Origin of the sequence: Aeromonas sp. Prich7-2 (assembly GCF_017939255.1) — a bacterium.
Lineage (GTDB): Bacteria > Pseudomonadota > Gammaproteobacteria > Enterobacterales > Aeromonadaceae > Aeromonas > Aeromonas caviae.
In genome coordinates this window covers 1-17,676 of sequence record NZ_JAGKRI010000013.1, presented here as the reverse complement: position 1 = coordinate 17,676, position 17,676 = coordinate 1, and the positions used below count along the sequence as shown (strand labels likewise).

Here is a 17,676-nt window from a genome sequence, read left to right as displayed (position 1 = left end):
GCAGCAAGATCGTTAACAGGTTCTCAGAGCGGGTCCACCTTGAGGCAGGAGACCGCGTGGTCGAAGTTGCCCTCGAGCTGGGGCCGGGTCTTGGCGCACTCCGGACCTGCCACCGGGCAGCGGGTACGGAACACGCAACCGGAGGGCGGATTCATGGGGGATGGCAAGTCCCCTTCCAGGATCTGGATGACCTTGCTGCGCTCCAGATCCGGATCCGGGATGGGGACCGCCGACATCAGCGCCTTGGTATAGGGGTGCAGGGGATTGGCGAAGATCTCCTTGCCGGTCCCCAGCTCCACCGCGTTGCCCAGGTACATCACCAGCACCCGATCGGAGATGTGTTTGACCACGGAGAGGTCGTGGGCGATGAAGATGAGGGAGAGCCCCATCTCCTTTTGCAGGGATTTGAGCAGGTTCACCACCTGAGCCTGGATGGAGACATCCAGCGCCGAGACCGGCTCGTCACAGATGATCATCTTGGGCTCGAGGATGAGCGCCCGGGCGATGCCGATGCGCTGGCACTGGCCGCCGGAGAACTCATGGGGGTATCGGTTCACCAGGTTCGGCAACAGACCCACCTTGGTCATCATGGCACGCACCTTCTCCTTCACCTCTTCCCTTGGCAGGGTCGGGTAGAAAGTGATGAGGGGCTCGGCGATGATGTCCCCTATGGTCATGCGGGGGTTCAGGGAGGCCAGCGGGTCCTGGAAGATCATCTGGATCTCCTTGCGCTTCTCCCGCAGGGCGTTCTGCTCGAGCTTGGTCAAGTCCTGCCCAAGCCACACCACCTTGCCGTCGGTGGCCGGTACCAGGCCGATGAGGGCACGGGCGAAGGTGGATTTGCCGCAACCGGACTCCCCCACGACGCCCAGGGTCTCCCCTTCGTAGAGGCGCAGGGTCACCCCGTCCACCGCCTTCAGGGCGGAGGGCTTGGCCCAGGGCCAGGCCTTGTCACTCTTGATATGGAAGTGAACCTTGAGGTCGGACACTTCCAGCAGCAGTTTCTTGTCAGTACCCATTTAGTTCACTCCCTTGATCATGGCATCCGATACCCAGTGGCACGCCCGCTCCCGTCCGTCGTTGAACGGCGTCAGGATCGGAGACTGCTGGCCACAAATCTCGCTCACCCGGTGGCAACGCTCCTGGAAGGGGCAGCCGGTGGGCAAACGCAGCAGGTTGGGCGGATTGCCCGGAATGGTGGGCAGCTCTTCCCCTTCGGTGTCGAGGCGGGGAATGGCGCGCAGCAAGCCTTCTGTATAGGGGTGGCTCGGGCGATAGAAGATATCGTTGACCCGGCCGTACTCCATGGTCCGACCTGCATACATCACCAGCACCTTGTCGCAGATGCCGGCCACGACGCCAAGATCGTGGGTGATCATGATGATGGCGGTGTTGAACTCGCGCTTGAGCTCGTTCATCAGGGTCATGATCTGGGCCTGTACCGTCACGTCCAGCGCCGTGGTCGGCTCGTCAGCGATGAGCAGCTGCGGCCGGCACAGGAGCGCCATGGCGATCATCACCCGCTGGCGCATGCCGCCGGAGAACTCGTGGGGATACATGTTCATCCGCTTGCGCGACTCGGGGATCTTCACCGCATCCAGCATGCGCACCGACTCCTCGAAGGCGGCAGCCTTGGTCATCCCCTTGTGCAGCATCAGCACTTCCATCAGCTGATCCTTGACCTTCATGTAGGGGTTCAGCGACGTCATGGGGTCCTGGAAGATCATGGCGATCTTCTCGGAGCGGATCTTGTTGAGCTTGTGCTCCGGCAGATTCAGGATCTCGTCCCCCTGAAATTTGGCCGAGCCGGTGATGACACCGTTCTTGGCGAGCAGCCCCATGATGGCAAAGGCCGTCTGGGACTTGCCTGAGCCTGACTCCCCGACGATCCCCAGGGTTTCGCCAGCAGAAAGAGAAAAGTTGAGGTCGTTGACGGCCACCACATTGCCGTCCGGGGTCTTGAACTCGACCCGCAGATCTTTCACATCCAGTAATTTCATCTCAGTACTCCTTATCGCGCTGTCGTGATGGGGGCCTGCCCGTGGTGAACGCGGTGCGTTCCCTGAACGGGTCTGATGGCCCCTTGGCGTCTTGCCGGTCCCTGGGTATCAGCGATCCTTGGGATCCAGGGCATCACGCAGACCATCCCCGAGGAAGTTGAAGCAGAACAGGGTCACCACCATGAAACCGGCGGGGAACAGGAGTTGCCAGATGGCCACTTCCATCGACTTGGAGCCTTCATCCAGCAGGGCGCCCCAGCTGGTCATGGGCTCTTGCACGCCCAGACCCAGGAAGCTCAGGAAGGATTCGAACATGATCATCCCCGGCACCAGCAGGGTGGCGTAAACCGCCACTATGCCGAGCACGTTGGGCACGATATGACGGGTGATGATCTTCCACTTGGAGACGCCGCAGACGTGGGCCGCCTCGATGAACTCCTTGCTCTTGAGACTCAGGGTCTGGCCGCGCACGATCCGCGCCATGTCGAGCCAGCTCACCGCGCCGATGGCGAGGAAGATGAGGGCCAGATTGCGACCGAAGAAGGTCACCAGCATGATCACGAAGAACATGAAGGGGAAGGCGTTGAGGATCTCAAGCACCCGCATCATCAGGCTGTCGACGCGACCACCGATAAAGCCGGACGCGGCGCCGTAGAGGGTGCCGATGATGACGGCCACCAGGGCCCCCATGATGCCGACCATCAGGGAGATGCGTCCGCCGAGCAGGGTACGCACGAACAGGTCGCGCCCCAGGCTGTCGGTGCCGAACCAGTGGCCGGTCTCCATGTCCGGGGCACTCTGCATGGCCCCCCAGTCTGGGTCATCGAAGGTGTATTGGGACAGATGTGGCCCCACGATCACCGCCAGACCGATGATGGTCAGGATGATGAGGCTGGTCAGGGCCGCCTTGTTGCGCAGGAAACGGCGACGGGCATCCTTCCACAGGGAGCGTCCTTCCACCACTTCCACTTTCTGGGCGAACGCCTCGACGGCTTCGCGCTTTTCAGTTGTGACTACCATGATGAACTCCCGGCTTAGTAACGGATCTTGGGATCGATGACGGCATAGAGAATATCGACCACGGCGTTAAAGGTGATGGTGAGGGCGCCGACCAGAATGGTCAGACCGAGCACCATGGAGTAATCACGGTTGAGGGCACCGTTGACGAACAGCTGGCCAATCCCCGGCAGGCCGAAGATGGTCTCGATGACCACGGAGCCGGTGATGATGCCCACGAAGGCCGGTCCCAGGTAGGAGACCACCGGCAGCATGGCCGGGCGCAGCGCGTGCTTGAGGATGATGTGGCGCAGGGGCAGCCCCTTGGCGCGGGCGGTACGGATGAAGTTGGAGTTCATGGTCTCGATCATGCTGCCGCGCATGATGCGGGAGATGGCCGAGATGTAGTACATCATCATGCCGAACACCGGCAGTACCATGAACTGGGCGCCGCCCCCCTGCCAGCCTCCCGCCGGGAACCAGCCCAGATAGATACTGAAGAAGAGCACCAGCAGCGGTGCCAGCACGAAGCCGGGTATCACCACCCCGGCCATGGCCGACGACATCAACAGGTAGTCGATGAGGGTGTTCTGTTTCAGGGCCGCAATGGTGCCGAAGGTGACCCCCAGGGTCACTGCCAGCAGGAAGGCGACCGAGCCTATCTTGGCGGAGACAGGCAGGGCCTGGCTCACCAGATCATTGACGGTGAAGTCCTTGTATTTGAAGGAAGGCCCCAGATCCCCCTGGACCAGGTTGCCGAGGTAAGTGAGGTATTGCATGCCGATGGGCTTGTCCAGGCCATATTTGGCTTCGATGTTGGCCAGGACTTCCGGCGGCAGGGCGCGTTCGCTGGTAAAGGGGTTACCCGGGGCGAAGCGCATCATGAAGAAGGAGACGGTGATCAAGACCAGCAGAGTCGGGATCGCTTCCAGTAGACGTTTAAGGATGAATTTCAACATAGACATTTCCTGTCCTGTACTGCTTCCAAAGGGTCGCGGTTGTAATAAAGGCCCGCCGTCTGGCGGGCCCTGCTTGTTATGCGACTTGTTTCTTTACTCAGTGAGCAACGATGTACATGTCTTTGCTGTAGATGTTGTCCAGCGGGTTGGCCGGGTAGCCGCCCACGTAGGGCTTGACCATGCGGGAGGTCACGTACTGATAGATGGGGGCGATCGGCATGTCCTTGGCCAGGATCTCTTCGGCCTGGACATAGAGCTTGTTGCGCGCCTCGGCATCCACCTGGTTGCGGGACTCGCTCATCAGCTTGTCGAACGTCGGGTTGGAGTATTTGCCGTCGTTGTTGCCGTGAGTGGTCTGCATCAGATCCAGCATGGAGGAGGCTTCGTTGTAGTCGGCAATCCAACCACGACGGGCCACATCAAACTGGCCTTGCTTGAGCGTCTCCAGATAGGTCTTCCACTCCTGGTTCACCAGGCTCACCTGCACGCCGAGCTTCTTCCACATGGAGGCGACGGCCACGGCCACCTTTTTGTGGTTGTCGTCGGTGTTGTAGAGCAGCTCGAACTTGAGCGGGTTGCCCGGGCCGTAACCGGCTTCGGTCAGCAGCTCTTTCGCCTTGGCATCGCGCTCTGCCTGGGTCAGCTTGGACCAGGATGGTGCCACCGGCTTGAAGCCGTCCACGAAGTCGGGCACCAGGGCATAACCCGGGGTCTCACCCTTGCCCATCACCTTGTCGGCGATCACGTCGCGATCGATGGCGTAGGTGAGTGCAGTACGCACCCGCACGTCGTCATAAGGTTTGCGCTTGGTGTTGAAGGTGTAGTAGTAGGTGCCCACATAGCCGCTCACCTTCACTTCGTCCGGCAGCTCTTTCTTCATCTGCTTGAAGCGTTCGATGGGCATGTTGTAGGTCAGATCCACTTCGCCAGCCAGATAGCGGTTCAGCTCGGCGTTGGTGGACTGGATGGGCAGGTAGGTCACCTTGTTGATGACGGTCTTGCCGTTGTTCCAGTAGTTGGGGTTGCGTTCGACGTCGACGCGCTCGTTGACCACCCAGTCCTTCAGCACGTAGGCGCCGTTGGATACCATGTTGCCGGGCTGGGTCCACTTGTCACCGAACTTCTCGATCACCTTCTTCGGGACCGGATAGGTGGTGGTGTGGGAGAGCATGCTGACGAAGTAAGGCACCGCCTTCTCCAGCTGCACCTCGAAGGTGTGATCGTCCACCGCCTTCACGCCCAGAGTGTCGGCCGGCTTCTTGCCCGCGATGATGTCGGAGGCATTGATGATGGTCGGGATCTCCATGTACCAGGAGTAGGGAGAGGCCGTCTTGGGATCCACCGCGCGCTGGAAGGCAAAGACGAAGTCATGAGCGGTGACGGGATCCCCGTTGGACCACTTGGCATCCTTGCGCAGGTGGAACACGTAATGTTTGTTGTCCTTGGTTTCCCAGGACTCGGCGACGCCGGGCAGGGTCTCACCCTTGGGGCCGGAGGAGACGAGACCTTCGAACAGGTCACGCAATACGTTGGATTCGGGGGTACCTTCCACTTTCTGGGGATCCAGGGTGGCGGGTTCGGAACCATTGCCTTTCACCAGGGTTTGCTCGGGAGCAAGCTTGGTGCCGGCGGGGACATCGGCGGCGTGAGCCAGGGTGGCGCCACCGAAAAGTGCAGTCAATAAAAGGGTATTAATAATTGTTTTTCTATGAGTCATTTCCATACTCCAACAAGAACATTCCATGCATTTGTTATCCACGAGACAAACACCTCGCTGCCCGCATAATTCCCTGACAATTCTGATAATGCAATAGATATCATCAGGAACAGGCCGCTTTCATGGTCAAAAAAACAACTTAAAACCATTTATTCAGCATTTAAATATCCCGTAGCGGTCATTTTTCGTACAAGGCCGCTCGATTCTAGGAAATGACCAACAAAAAAGAAACAATAAAAAGCCGGTCACAAGGACCGGCTCCGACAAAAACGGACCTGGCTCACACCAGACCGGGGAAGACTCCCTTGATGCCCGCCACGATGATCTCGATGCCAAGGGACATCATGATGAGACCCATGATACGGGTCACCACGTTGATGCCGGTGTTGCCCATCAGCTTGAACAGCAGGGGAGCGGCGCGGAAGATGAGCCAGGAACAGCAGGCAAACGCCACCACCACCACGAACATGCCGGCCATCTGGGGCAGGGTCTTCTGGCTGGCATAGACAATGGAAGAGGAGATAGCACCGGGTCCGGCCATCAGCGGCAGTGCCAAGGGCACCACGGCAATGGATTCACGCGCAGCCAGTTCACCCTTCTCCTGCTTGTTGTGCTTCACCTCCCCCAGCTTGCCCTGCAGCATCGACCAGGCGATCAGGGTGATCAGCGAGCCACCGGCAATACGAAACGACGCCAGGGAGATGCCGAAACTGTCGAGGATGAGCTGTCCCATGCACATGGAGACCATCAGGATGATCATCACGGCAATGTGGGCGGTGGTGTTGGTCTTGCGTCGCTCCTCCGGCGACATGTGGCCCGTCAGGCTCACAAAGACCGGCAACAGACCCAACGGGTTGATGATCGCAAACAGGCCGACGAAAAATTTCAGGTATAAAGAGAAGTCTATTGCTGCCATAGGCGCCATCCAGAACCAATACGAGCCACAAGGGGCCAACCCCCAAACTGCGCGTAAATTTACACCATGGCTTTTCCCTTCTCCAATCAAATAATCTCACCCTTACCGGGGCTTTTTAGTTAGTTCCGCTAATGTATCGACAAAATTCAACATATCGGGTTGTTAAGGGAGAGAGGCCGCCATTAACATCGCCGGGTGCCATGGCAGCGCGTTATATCAACCCTCAGCCAAGAAACGATATTTTCGGCAAATGGCACCCTTGCTTCTTACCACGCCTGCTTGCCGCCCCCACCCGCTCCTGTGACCCCGATTTTGGCCTTTCTCACCCTGGTGCGGCGCCAGTGGGGCCGGCTGTGAAGAGGTGACGCGCTCCCTGCCACCGCCAGATGTGCTGTTTCGCCAGGGCGACTGGATGAAAACAACAACCCCTTATCTCAACATAAATGAAACGTCAGGGGAGTGGACGTTCTGCCACCATCACGGCGATACCGCCTCCCCCCATCCCGGTCAAGGCGAGAATTCATCGGATCCCCTTCCCTGAGCAGATATTCCAAGGGCGCATGACAGCAGCTCGTGATGCCAAGAAAGGATGACACACTCCCATAACATAGTGGTGCGACAAGGGGTGAAACAAAATTTCTTTTGTTCTTTTGTTACATATGATCCAGATCAATCTTTTCTGACACATCCCGACCCTATAATCGAGCCAGAAAACAGTTTACTAAGGCATGTAAATACCCCGTTATGGTGATTCTCGCCTTGACAAGGTGGCTATAATTGCCGGGCATTGCCAAGGTCTTACTAAACAGTTTTCAAATCATCAGGAGATAAACATGGCAGTAACCAATTTGGCTGAACTGGATGCACTGGTTGCCCGCGTCAAAGAAGCACAGCGTCAATTCGCCAGCTTCTCGCAAGAGCAGGTAGACAAGGTCTTCCGCGCCGCCGCTCTGGCCGCCAGCAACGCCCGTATCCCCCTGGCCCAGATGGCCGTGGCTGAATCCGGCATGGGTATCATCGAAGACAAGGTTATCAAGAACCACTTCGCCTCCGAATACATCTACAACGCCTACAAAGATGAGAAGACCTGCGGCATCCTCAGTGAAGATGACGAGATGGGCACCATCACCATCGCCGAGCCGGTAGGCATCATCTGCGGTATCGTACCGACCACCAACCCGACTTCCACCGCGATCTTCAAGGCCCTCATCTCCCTGAAGACCCGCAATGCCATCATCTTCTCCCCGCACCCCCGCGCCAAGAACTCCACCAATACCGCTGCCAAGCTGGTACTGGATGCTGCCGTGGCTGCCGGTGCGCCGAAAGACATCATCGGCTGGATTGATCAACCCTCCGTCGAACTCTCCAACGCCCTGATGCGTCACGACGACATCAACCTGATCCTGGCCACCGGTGGCCCGGGCATGGTGAAGGCCGCCTACTCCTCCGGCAAACCCGCCATCGGCGTGGGTGCGGGCAACGTGCCCATCGTCATCGACGAAACCGCCGACGTGAAGCGTGCCGTCGCCTCCATCCTGATGTCCAAGACCTTCGACAACGGCGTGGTCTGTGCCTCCGAGCAGGCTGTCATCGTGGTCGACTCCATCTACAACCAAGTCAAGGAGCGTTTCGCGACCCACGCCGGCTACATCCTCTCCAAGGACGAAGCGGACAAGGTGCGTAAAGTGCTGCTGATCAACGGCGCCCTGAACGCCGACATCGTGGGCCAGCCTGCCACCAAGATCGCCGCCATGGCCGGTGTGACCGTGCCTGCCACCACCAAGATCCTCATCGGTGAAGGTCTGGAACTCTGCGCGGAAGACGAGTTCGCTCACGAGAAACTCTCTCCAACGCTGGGTATGTTCCGTGCCAAGAACTTCGAAGAAGCCGTCGAAATGGCCTGCGACATGGTCAACATCGGTGGTATCGGCCACACCTCCGGTCTCTATACCGACCAGGATCGCAATGCCGACCGCATCAAGTACTTCGGCGACAAGATGAAGACCGCCCGTATCCTCATCAACACCCCCTCCACCCAGGGTGGTATCGGTGACCTGTACAACTTCGCGCTGGCCCCGTCCCTGACCCTGGGTTGCGGCTCCTGGAGTGGTAACTCCATCTCCGAGAACGTCGGTCCCAAGCACTTGATCAACAAGAAGACAGTCGCAAAACGGGCAGAAAATATGCTGTGGCACAAACTTCCGAAATCCATCTACTTCCGTCGTGGTTCCCTGCCGATCGCCCTGGGCGACCTGGAAGGCAAGAAGCGCGCCATGGTGGTGACCGACCGCTTCCTGTTCAACAACGGCTATGCCGATGAAGTGGTTCGCCTGCTAAAGAAGCTGAACATGGAAGTGGAGATCTTCTACGAAGTGGAAGCCGACCCCACCCTGTCCGTGGTCCGCAAGGGCGCCGAGATGGCCAACTCCTTCAAGCCGGACGTGATCGTCGCCCTGGGTGGTGGTTCACCCATGGATGCCGCCAAGATCATGTGGGTCATGTACGAGCACCCGGACACCGCGTTCGAAGACCTGGCCATGCGCTTCATGGACATCCGCAAGCGTATCTACAAGTTCCCGAAAATGGGCGTGAAGGCCGAACTGGTCTGTATCACCACCACGTCCGGTACCGGTTCTGAAGTGACCCCGTTTGCGGTCGTGACCGACGACGCCACCGGCATGAAGTACCCGCTGGCCGACTACGAGCTGACCCCGAACATGGCCATCGTGGATGCCAACCTGGTGATGGGCATGCCCAAATCCCTGTGTGCCTTCGGTGGTATCGACGCCGTGACCCACGCCATGGAAGCCTATGTCTCCGTGCTGGCCAACGAATACTCCGACGGTCAGGCGCTGCAAGCCCTGAAACTGCTGAAGGACTACCTGCCCTCCAGCTACATCAACGGCGCCAACGACCCGGTTGCCCGCGAGAAGGTGCACAACGCCGCCACCATCGCCGGTATCGCGTTTGCCAACGCCTTCCTGGGTGTGTGCCACTCCATGGCCCACAAACTGGGTGCGGAGTTCCACATCCCCCACGGTCTGGCCAACGCTCTGCTGATCAGCAACGTCATCCGCTACAACGCGAACGACAACCCGACCAAGCAGACCGCGTTCTCCCAGTACGACCGTCCGCAGGCTCGCCGTCGCTACGCCGAAGTGGCTGACCACCTGGGCCTGACCGCTGCCGGTGACCGTACCGCCGCCAAGATCGAGAAGCTGCTGACCTGGCTGGACGAGCTGAAGGCCACCCTGGGGATCCCGGCCTCCATCCGCGAAGCCGGCGTGAACGAAGCGGACTTCCTGGCCAAGGTAGACCAGCTGGCCCTGGAAGCCTTCGATGACCAGTGCACCGGCGCCAACCCGCGCTACCCGCTGATCACCGAGCTGAAAGCCATCCTGATGGACACCTACTACGGCCGTCCCTTCATCGAGGAAGCCCCTGCTGCCGCCCCGGTTGCAGCCAAGGTCGACGCCAAGGTGGACAACAAGAAAAAATCCAAGGCCTGATAAACGCCACGGATGACAAGAGCCCGCGCACATGCGCGGGCTTTTTTGTTTGTCTATCTGTTTAATTTTGCTAGCTTGTTGATAGGCAAATTCGACAGAAGAGCTAGTCCATGGCGCTGATACAGGCCTCCATCGAGCAGTTGAGAGTCGGCCACTACATCCATCTTCCCACGGGATGGACGAGCCACCCTTTCATGTTCAACGCCTTCAAAATCAAGGACCAGCAACAGCTCGACATCATCCGCCACCTCGACCTGACCCTGCTGATGGTGGATCCCGACAAGAGCGATCTGCCGGTCGAGCCCCTGCTGCGGGCCGAACCCGTAACCTCTCTTGAGATGAGCGACACCGGGGATACCACCTCCTCTTCTGTGGGCCCCACCTTCGACGAAAAGGCGTTCAGGCGCTCCCTTCGCATCGCGGACAAGGCGTTCGGTCAATCCCTGTCAGATCTTCGCGACGCCCTTGGCGCCCTCAACCTCAAACCGGACGAAGGCTTGGCCAATACCGCACAGATAGTGCGCAGCACCGCCGCCCGTCTGGCAGAACACCAGGGGCCACTCGGTCTGCACCTCATCCGCAGCCAGAACACGGATACCCTGCTGCAACACAGCCTGAGCGTGGCCTTCATCGCCATGTTGATGGCACGGGAGCTTGGCATGAATCCCGTCGAGATCGAGGAGACCGGTCTGGCGGGCCTGCTCCACGACATCGGCGAGCTCAGGATCCCGAGCCAGATCATCCAGAAGCGGGGGGAGCTCAGCAAGGCGGAGCAGAATTTCCTCAACATGCACCCCCAGTACGGACTGGAGATGCTCAACCAGTTGCAGGCTTTCGAACCCAGGATCCGCGAGGTCGCCTACCTGCATCACGAACGCCTCGATGGCAGCGGTTTTCCCCTCGGGATCAAGGGCGACAAGATCCCCCCCCTCGCCCGCCTCATCGGGCTGGTGGACCACTATGACGAGCTGCTTCACCCGCGCAGCGGCCTCAACCCGCCGGGACCCAGCCAGGTGATCGGCCAGCTCTACAAGCTCTCCCAGAAGAAGTTCGAGCAAACCCAGGTCAGGTTGCTGATAAAAGTGCTGGGGGTCTATCCACCGGGTTCCCTGGTGCGCCTGGATGACGATGCCCTGGCCCTCGTGCTCTCCACCGAGCCCAGCATGCCCCTCAGACCCAAGGTGCTGCCCTACCTCAAGGGGCAGCGACCGGAAGGGGTGGCCATGATCGATCTGCGGGAAGATGCGCGAAGCATCGTCGCCACCCTCAGACAGGAAGAGCTGGACGACGCGCAACGCGCCTTTTTCGGTCTGGGTCGGCGGGTCTGTTACTATTTCGCCTTCTGAGTTATCCCCAGAAGCTGGGGATAACTCATTGGACAAACCTGAATAATTGCTCAGGTCCCCTCGAAATCGTCCACCATTGGAGCTGGATAAAAAACGCCCAGCCGATGGCCGGGCGGAGCATGCCACCTCCGTGTGGCGTATCCGGTGGATACCTTCATGCTCGTATCAGCAATATCAAGCGGGCGCAGGTTACACAAATATCAATTTAACGTGCTGATTTTATATGGTTTTATTTTTCCATTCTGGCAAACTGCCGCAGCGTTCAGCCCGCAGCCCACATCAAGACGGGCTCAGGCTCACCCTGCGTCATGACAACGCCCGGCTCCGGCGTGGTGTTTGAGGAAGCTTTTTTATGCAACTAGTCCTCTCTCTGCTCCAGCAGATGAGTGTCAGCCTGGTCATCGCCTACCTTTTTTCCAAAAGCCCCCTGTTGCGTCCCCTGGCCAACTACTCCGTCAGGCTGCCCCACAAGGTGCTCATCTATGTCATCTTCTCCTGCTTTTGCATCCTGGGAACCTATGTAGGCCTCGACATCGATGACGCCATCGCCAACACCCGGGCGGTCGGTGCCGTACTGGGGGGACTGCTGGGTGGCCCTCTGGTTGGATTCCTGGTGGGGCTGACCGGCGGCCTGCACCGCTATACCCTGGGGGGGTTCACCGATCTCGCCTGCGCCATCTCCACCACCTGCGAAGGCTTGCTGGGGGGGCTGGTGCACTGGCGGCTGATGCGGGCAGGCAGGGTCAATGACCTCTTTGCGCCCAGGGTCGCCTTCTTTACCACCTTCGTGGCCGAGATCATGCAGATGGTGATCATCCTGCTGGTCGCCACCCCCTTCGACAAGTCCCTGCTGCTGGTGCGCACCATCGCCACCCCCATGATCCTCGCCAACTCCTGCGGGGCGGCGCTCTTCATCAGCATGATCCGCGACCAGCAGCGGATGTACGAAAAGTTCTCCCGGGTCTTCTCCGCCAAGGCGCTCACCATCGCCAACCGCACCGTCGGCATCATGAGCCAGGGGTTCACTCCGGAGGCCAGCGGCAAGATAGCCCATATCGTTCAGGAAGAGACCGGCGTCGGCGCCGTCGCCATCACGGACACCGACAAGATCCTCGCCTTCATCGGCACCGGAGAAGATCACCACAAGCCGGGTACCCCCATCACCTCGGCGATCACCCTGCAAGCCATCGCCCAGAACAAGGTGCTGTTCGCCGATGGCAACAGCCAGCCCTATCGTTGCAGCATCTCCCCCCAGTGCCAGCTCGGCTCCGTGCTGGTGATCCCCCTGCAGGGTGACGAGGGGGTGATCGGCACCATCAAGCTCTATGAGCCCAAGAAGCGGCTCTTCCTCAAGATCAATCACACCCTGGGAGAAGGGATCGCCAACCTGTTGTCCCAGCAGTTGCTGGCAGGCCGCCTGGAGCAGCAGCAGCGCCTGCTGGTGCAATCCGAGCTCAAGCTGGTGCAGGCACAGATAAACCCCCACTTCCTGTTCAACACCCTCAACACCATCAGCGCCATTACCCGCCGCGATCCGGGACGGGCACGGGAGCTGCTGCTGCACCTCTCCCGTTTCTTTCGCAACAACCTCAAGCGCCAGAGCGGCCTGACCACGCTGCGGGAGGAGCAGGAGCACTGCCTCTCCTACCTGGAGATAGAGCAGGCCCGCTTTGGCGAGCGGCTCACCGTCATCAACGAGATCCCGCTCCACCTTGCCGAGGTGCAACTGCCGAGCTTCACCCTGCAGCCCCTCATCGAGAATGCCATCAAGCACGGCATCTGCTCCCTGCTGGAAGAGGGGCGACTTCGCCTCTTCGCGAGGGAGACCCCCGAGGTGATCACCCTTTGCGTCGAAGACAACGCCGGGGCCTGGCAACCATCCGGCCAGGGGGATGGTCTGGGGATGAGCCTGGTGGACAAGCGCCTCAAGAGCGCCTTTGGCGAGCGCTATGGCATTGACGTCCAGTGGGAGCCAGAGCAATGGACCCGGGTCTCCCTGACGCTCCCACGACAACCCCGCACCACCGCCAAGGAGATGACATGATCCGCACCCTGATCGTCGATGACGAGCCCTATGCCCGCGAGGAGCTGGCAGAGCTGCTGGCCAGCGATCCCGACATCGAGATCCTGGGCATGGCGGGCAACGCCATCGAGGCGCTCGGCCTCATCCAGCAACTCAAGCCGGATGTGGTGTTTCTCGATATCCAGATGCCCAAGCTCAGCGGCATGGAGCTGGTGGCCATGCTCGATCCCCTGCCCCGCATCGTCTTTGTCACCGCGTTCGACGACTACGCCATCCAGGCGTTCGAGGAGAACGCCTTCGACTACCTGCTCAAGCCAGTGGAGCCGGCGCGCCTCGCCAAGACCCTGGCGCGGCTCAGGCAGGACATCACCCCGCAACCGGTCGGGACCCTGGCCCCGACCATCCACCATATCCCCGGATACCTGCACAACCGGGTACGGCTGCTCCCAACCTCCCAGGTGGAGTACGCCTTCTCCGATCTCGGCGGCGTCCATGTCGCCTGCCAGGGCGAGCTGTTTCACACCCAGCTCACCCTCAAGTCCCTGGAGGAGAAGACCCCGTTGCTGCGCTGCCACCGCCAGTATCTGGTAGCCCCGACCGCCATCTTCGAAATCCGGTTGCTGGAGAATCAGCTGGCGGAGATCGTGACCCCGAGCGGGGCCCGGGTACCGGTCAGCCGCCGCTACCTCAAGGAGCTCAAAGACGAGCTGGGACTGGAATAAAACGGTGCGCGATGTGCGCCGGATCACAGCGGGCAACCGCTCGGGTCGCCATGTCGCCGCTCACCCTCTTTCACCTGCCGTTAACAGAAGTCCCCCCCTACACTGGCTGCGCACACCAAAAAATAACAAAGCAGGAGCGTAGCAATGATCTGGTTCTTCCTCTGTGTCGGCTTGTTGATAGCCGGCTACTTCATATACGGCAAATTCATCGAACGGATATTCGGGCCCAAACCCGAGTTGAAGACCCCCGCCATCACCATGGCGGACGGGGTGGACTATGTCCCCATGTCGGACAAGAAGGTCTACCTGGTTCAACTGCTCAACATCGCAGGCGTCGGCCCCATCTTCGGCCCCATCCTGGGTGCCCTCTATGGTCCGGTCGCCATGCTCTGGATCGTCTTTGGCTGCATCTTCGCCGGTGCGGTCCACGACTACTTCTCCGGCATGCTGTCGGTACGCGCCAGGGGCGCCTCGGTGCCGACCGTGGTCGGTGAGCACCTCGGCACCGCCGCCAAGCACTTCATGAACCTCTTTGCCGTGGTGCTCCTGATGCTGGTGGGCGTGGTCTTTGTCCTGAGCCCGGCGGGCCTGCTCGCCAACCTCACCTCCACCGATCTGGTCTACTGGATTGCGGCCATCTTCGCCTACTACATCCTCGCGACCATCGTCCCCATCGACAAGATCATCGGTCGCTTCTACCCCATCTTCGGCGCGCTGCTGGTCTTCATGTCCGTCGGCCTCATCATCGGCCTCATCGTCTCCGGCAAGGGCTTCTACAACACCGGGATGGACTTCTCCAACCTGCACCCGACGGACCTGCCGCTCTGGCCGCTGCTGTTCATCACCATCGCCTGTGGTGCCGTCTCCGGTTTCCACGCCACCCAGTCCCCGCTGATGGCGCGCTGCATGCAGAACGAGAGCTCCGGTCGCTTCATCTTCTACGGCGCCATGATAGGGGAAGGGGTCATCGCCCTCATCTGGTGCACCCTGGGTCTCTCCTTCTACGACAGCACCGAGGCACTCAACGCCACCCTGGCCAGCGGCGGCCCCTCTGCCGTGGTGCACGAAGTCTCCACCAGCCTGCTCGGTACCGTGGGCGGCATCCTGGCAATCCTCGGTGTGGTGATCCTACCCATCACCTCCGGTGACACCGCGTTTCGCAGCGCCCGCCTCATCGTGGCGGACTTCCTGAACCTGACCCAGAAGCCCATGGCCAAGCGTCTGCTCATCGCCATCCCCATGTTCATCCTTGGCTTCATCATCTCCAAAGCCGAGTTCGGGGTGATCTGGCGCTACTTCGGCTGGGCCAACCAGACCACCGCCGTCATCATGCTGTGGGCTGCAGCCGCCTACCTCATCAAGGAAGGCAAGCTGCACTGGGTATGCACCATTCCCGCCATCTTCATGACCGCAGTGGTCATCACCTACCTGGCCAACGCCCCCATCGGTTTCGGCCTCGAGATGAATGTTTCCACCATCATCGGTCTGGTGAGCACCGCCCTCATCACCCTCGCCTTCCTGGTAAAATTCAGGCCCTCCCAACTGAGAGAGGCCAAGGAGAGCTGAGGCATCAGCTTCTCTTCATGACAAGAGGCCCGGCATTGCTGCCGGGCCTCTGCTTTTTGTGGTCACTCTCTGGCGGGGGGCTCGGCGGAATCGGGCGCCCGGGCCGGCGCCTGATACCACTGCTCCCTGGCCACCAGCACAGCCTGTTCCGGCTGGGCAATGAAGTTGGGGGACATGATCTGCACCCCGAACTCGTTGAAGACATCCTGAATATGGCCATGGAGCTCCGTCTTGACCACCGCAGGGAGTTCGCTTGCCTTCATCCTCACCTGCAACTCGTACTCCACATACCAATCCTGCAGATGCAACTGCCGCACCAGGGGAGCTTCATCCTGATTGAGCCGGGTGCAGCGCCGCGCGGCCAGCTCCAGCATGGCATGTACCTGACGCCAGGGGGTGTCATAACCGATGGTCACCTTGGTCAACAGGGCCACCCCCTTCTCGCCCGCCAGCCGTGTCAGGTTCACCACCTTGCCCCCCACCACCACTGCATTGGGCAGCGTGACCTCGTGATCCTGGCGCGTCACCAGCTTGGTCGAGAGGGCATTGAGCTCGCTCACCATCCCCTCCACCTCGCCGATCTGCACCAGATCCCCTGGCCGCAGTGCGCGGGAGTAAATGAGCACCAGGCCGCTCATGGCATGGTTCATGATACCGGCCGATCCCAGTGTCACCATCAGACCGAAGAAGACGCTGATCCCCTTGAAGGCATCGGAATCCGCACCCGGCAGATAGGGGTAGGCCACGGTCAGGGCAAACAGCCAGATCACCACTGACAGCAGTCGCCGGGTGGCGCCTATGGTCTCGGCGTGCAAACCCTGCACCCGAAACTGGCCACGCTCGATGCGGTCGAAGAGGATGGCCAGCATCTTGATGAAGAAACGGGTGATGACCACGATAAGCAGCACGGTTACCAGACCGGGCATGGCGGCAATCATGCCCTCCAGCATGTCGCCACACAGGGCAAACAGGGATTCCCCAAGCTGATAGCTCCAGGCCCGGGTCTGGGGGAACAGGCCGAGCACATAGGTCAGCCAGCCATAGGTGAGCATGAAGATGAGCAGCAGCGTGATGAGGCCGAGCAAGCGGACCTCGACATTCCCGGTGACCTGGCGCCAGGAGTGGGGGACCAGCCCCTTCTGCAGCAACAGGCGGTTGGCCAGCCACTTTCTGACTCGCCGATGCCCCCGCTGCAACAGCCAGATGAGGCCGAAGAAGATCAGGCTGACCACCACCGCCAAGCCGACGGCTCTGAGCAAATAGGGGGTCGAGTGCAGCTCGAGATACTTGATGCGCACGCCGTCGAGCCGATGCAGGACACGTTCGGCCGCCTGATCCAGGGTCAGCTCGTCGAATTCATCAAGGTCCCCTTCCAGCAGCACCAGAATGCGCTTGCCATTGACCAGAAACTCCCGGCTCTCCTGGCCGTGTCGACTGCCTTTCGTCACGGCCACAGGCGTCATGAGGTCGCTTGGCTCCATCCGCTGAACTCGCTCATGGGCCAGCCGTACCCTGGCCGCCCCATCCAGGTTGCCATATTTAGCCGTCAGCATGACGATGGGTTCATGAAGCAGGACCAGGGTCTGTGCCAACTCCTGCTCATTGGGCTCCATTCTGGGTTCGGCGGTCCAGCCGAGGCGGGACCACAACAGGCAGATCAGCAACAGGCCAAGCCGCCATCCTTTGCCACTGCACCATTCGTTCATCAGGTTCACCTCTCACCTTGCCCGGGCATCCATTGCTGCTTGATTTTATCTAACCAAATCAATTTTGTGTTAAATAACTGATCCCAATAGTGCTACACCTTCGCTGTACCATAGCCATTCCCCGGGAAAGGAGACACGGTATCCATGAAGTGTTTCACTCGGGCCAGCAGGCTGGCCATTCCTCTGCATTGATGATTGCGCGTGATGGTTTCATGT

The 17,676-nt window shown here is 60.0% G+C and carries 12 protein-coding genes and 1 pseudogene; 5 read left to right on the top strand and 8 right to left on the bottom strand.

The features are described from left to right. Positions 1–23 precede the first annotated feature (23 nt). The 6 genes from oppF to J9892_RS03630 form a co-directional block, all read right to left on the bottom strand. On the bottom strand, positions 24–1,019 hold the full coding sequence (gene oppF / locus J9892_RS03655; protein ID WP_010674333.1) for a murein tripeptide/oligopeptide ABC transporter ATP binding protein OppF: 996 nt from the start codon (positions 1,017–1,019) through the stop codon (positions 24–26). Then, a complete protein-coding gene (locus tag J9892_RS03650) occupies positions 1,020–2,000 on the bottom strand; it encodes an ABC transporter ATP-binding protein (RefSeq protein ID WP_039038983.1) in 981 nt (326 codons plus the stop codon). A gap of 108 nt (positions 2,001–2,108) precedes the next feature. Further along, entirely contained in the window at positions 2,109–3,020 is a 912-nt protein-coding gene (oppC, locus tag J9892_RS03645) for an oligopeptide ABC transporter permease OppC (RefSeq protein WP_010674331.1), read from the bottom strand. Between the two features lie 14 nt (positions 3,021–3,034). Next, on the bottom strand, positions 3,035–3,955 hold the full coding sequence (gene oppB, locus J9892_RS03640) for an oligopeptide ABC transporter permease OppB (protein ID WP_010674330.1): 921 nt from the start codon (positions 3,953–3,955) through the stop codon (positions 3,035–3,037). Positions 3,956–4,052: 97 nt separating this feature from the next. After that, positions 4,053–5,672 (bottom strand): ABC transporter substrate-binding protein, encoded by a 1,620-nt coding sequence (locus J9892_RS03635; RefSeq protein ID WP_128272867.1) that lies wholly within the window; start codon positions 5,670–5,672, stop codon positions 4,053–4,055. A gap of 280 nt (positions 5,673–5,952) precedes the next feature. After that, positions 5,953–6,588 carry a YchE family NAAT transporter gene (locus J9892_RS03630; protein ID WP_010674328.1) on the bottom strand — a complete coding sequence of 212 codons (636 nt, stop codon included), beginning with the start codon at positions 6,586–6,588 and terminating at the stop codon, positions 5,953–5,955. An 833-nt stretch (positions 6,589–7,421) separates the two neighbouring features. Between J9892_RS03630 and adhE the strand changes: the two genes are divergently transcribed. The 5 genes from adhE to J9892_RS03605 all read left to right on the top strand — a co-directional run bounded on the left by adhE (position 7,422) and on the right by J9892_RS03605 (position 15,754). Beyond that, positions 7,422–10,097: a bifunctional acetaldehyde-CoA/alcohol dehydrogenase gene (gene adhE / locus J9892_RS03625; RefSeq protein ID WP_042017218.1), complete on the top strand. Its 2,676-nt coding sequence runs from the start codon at positions 7,422–7,424 to the stop codon at positions 10,095–10,097. A gap of 110 nt (positions 10,098–10,207) precedes the next feature. Further along, entirely contained in the window at positions 10,208–11,443 is a 1,236-nt protein-coding gene (locus tag J9892_RS03620) for an HD-GYP domain-containing protein (RefSeq protein WP_210537993.1), read from the top strand. 352 nt (positions 11,444–11,795) lie between these two features. Further along, positions 11,796–13,487 carry a sensor histidine kinase gene (locus J9892_RS03615; protein WP_210537992.1) on the top strand — a complete coding sequence of 564 codons (1,692 nt, stop codon included), beginning with the start codon at positions 11,796–11,798 and terminating at the stop codon, positions 13,485–13,487. Continuing rightward, complete coding sequence (btsR, locus tag J9892_RS03610) at positions 13,484–14,188, top strand: two-component system response regulator BtsR (RefSeq protein WP_039038988.1); 705 nt, start codon at positions 13,484–13,486, stop codon at positions 14,186–14,188. The genes J9892_RS03615 and btsR overlap by 4 nt, the downstream gene beginning before the upstream one ends. A gap of 144 nt (positions 14,189–14,332) precedes the next feature. Next, complete coding sequence (locus J9892_RS03605; RefSeq protein ID WP_171865464.1) at positions 14,333–15,754, top strand: carbon starvation protein A; 1,422 nt, start codon at positions 14,333–14,335, stop codon at positions 15,752–15,754. 62 nt (positions 15,755–15,816) lie between these two features. Here J9892_RS03605 and J9892_RS03600 read toward each other — a convergent pair whose 3' ends face one another. After that, positions 15,817–17,460: a mechanosensitive ion channel domain-containing protein gene (locus J9892_RS03600; protein ID WP_029314351.1), complete on the bottom strand. Its 1,644-nt coding sequence runs from the start codon at positions 17,458–17,460 to the stop codon at positions 15,817–15,819. A gap of 92 nt (positions 17,461–17,552) precedes the next feature. Next, a pseudogene (locus tag J9892_RS03595) lies at positions 17,553–17,676 on the bottom strand (IS630 family transposase); the annotation flags it as partial.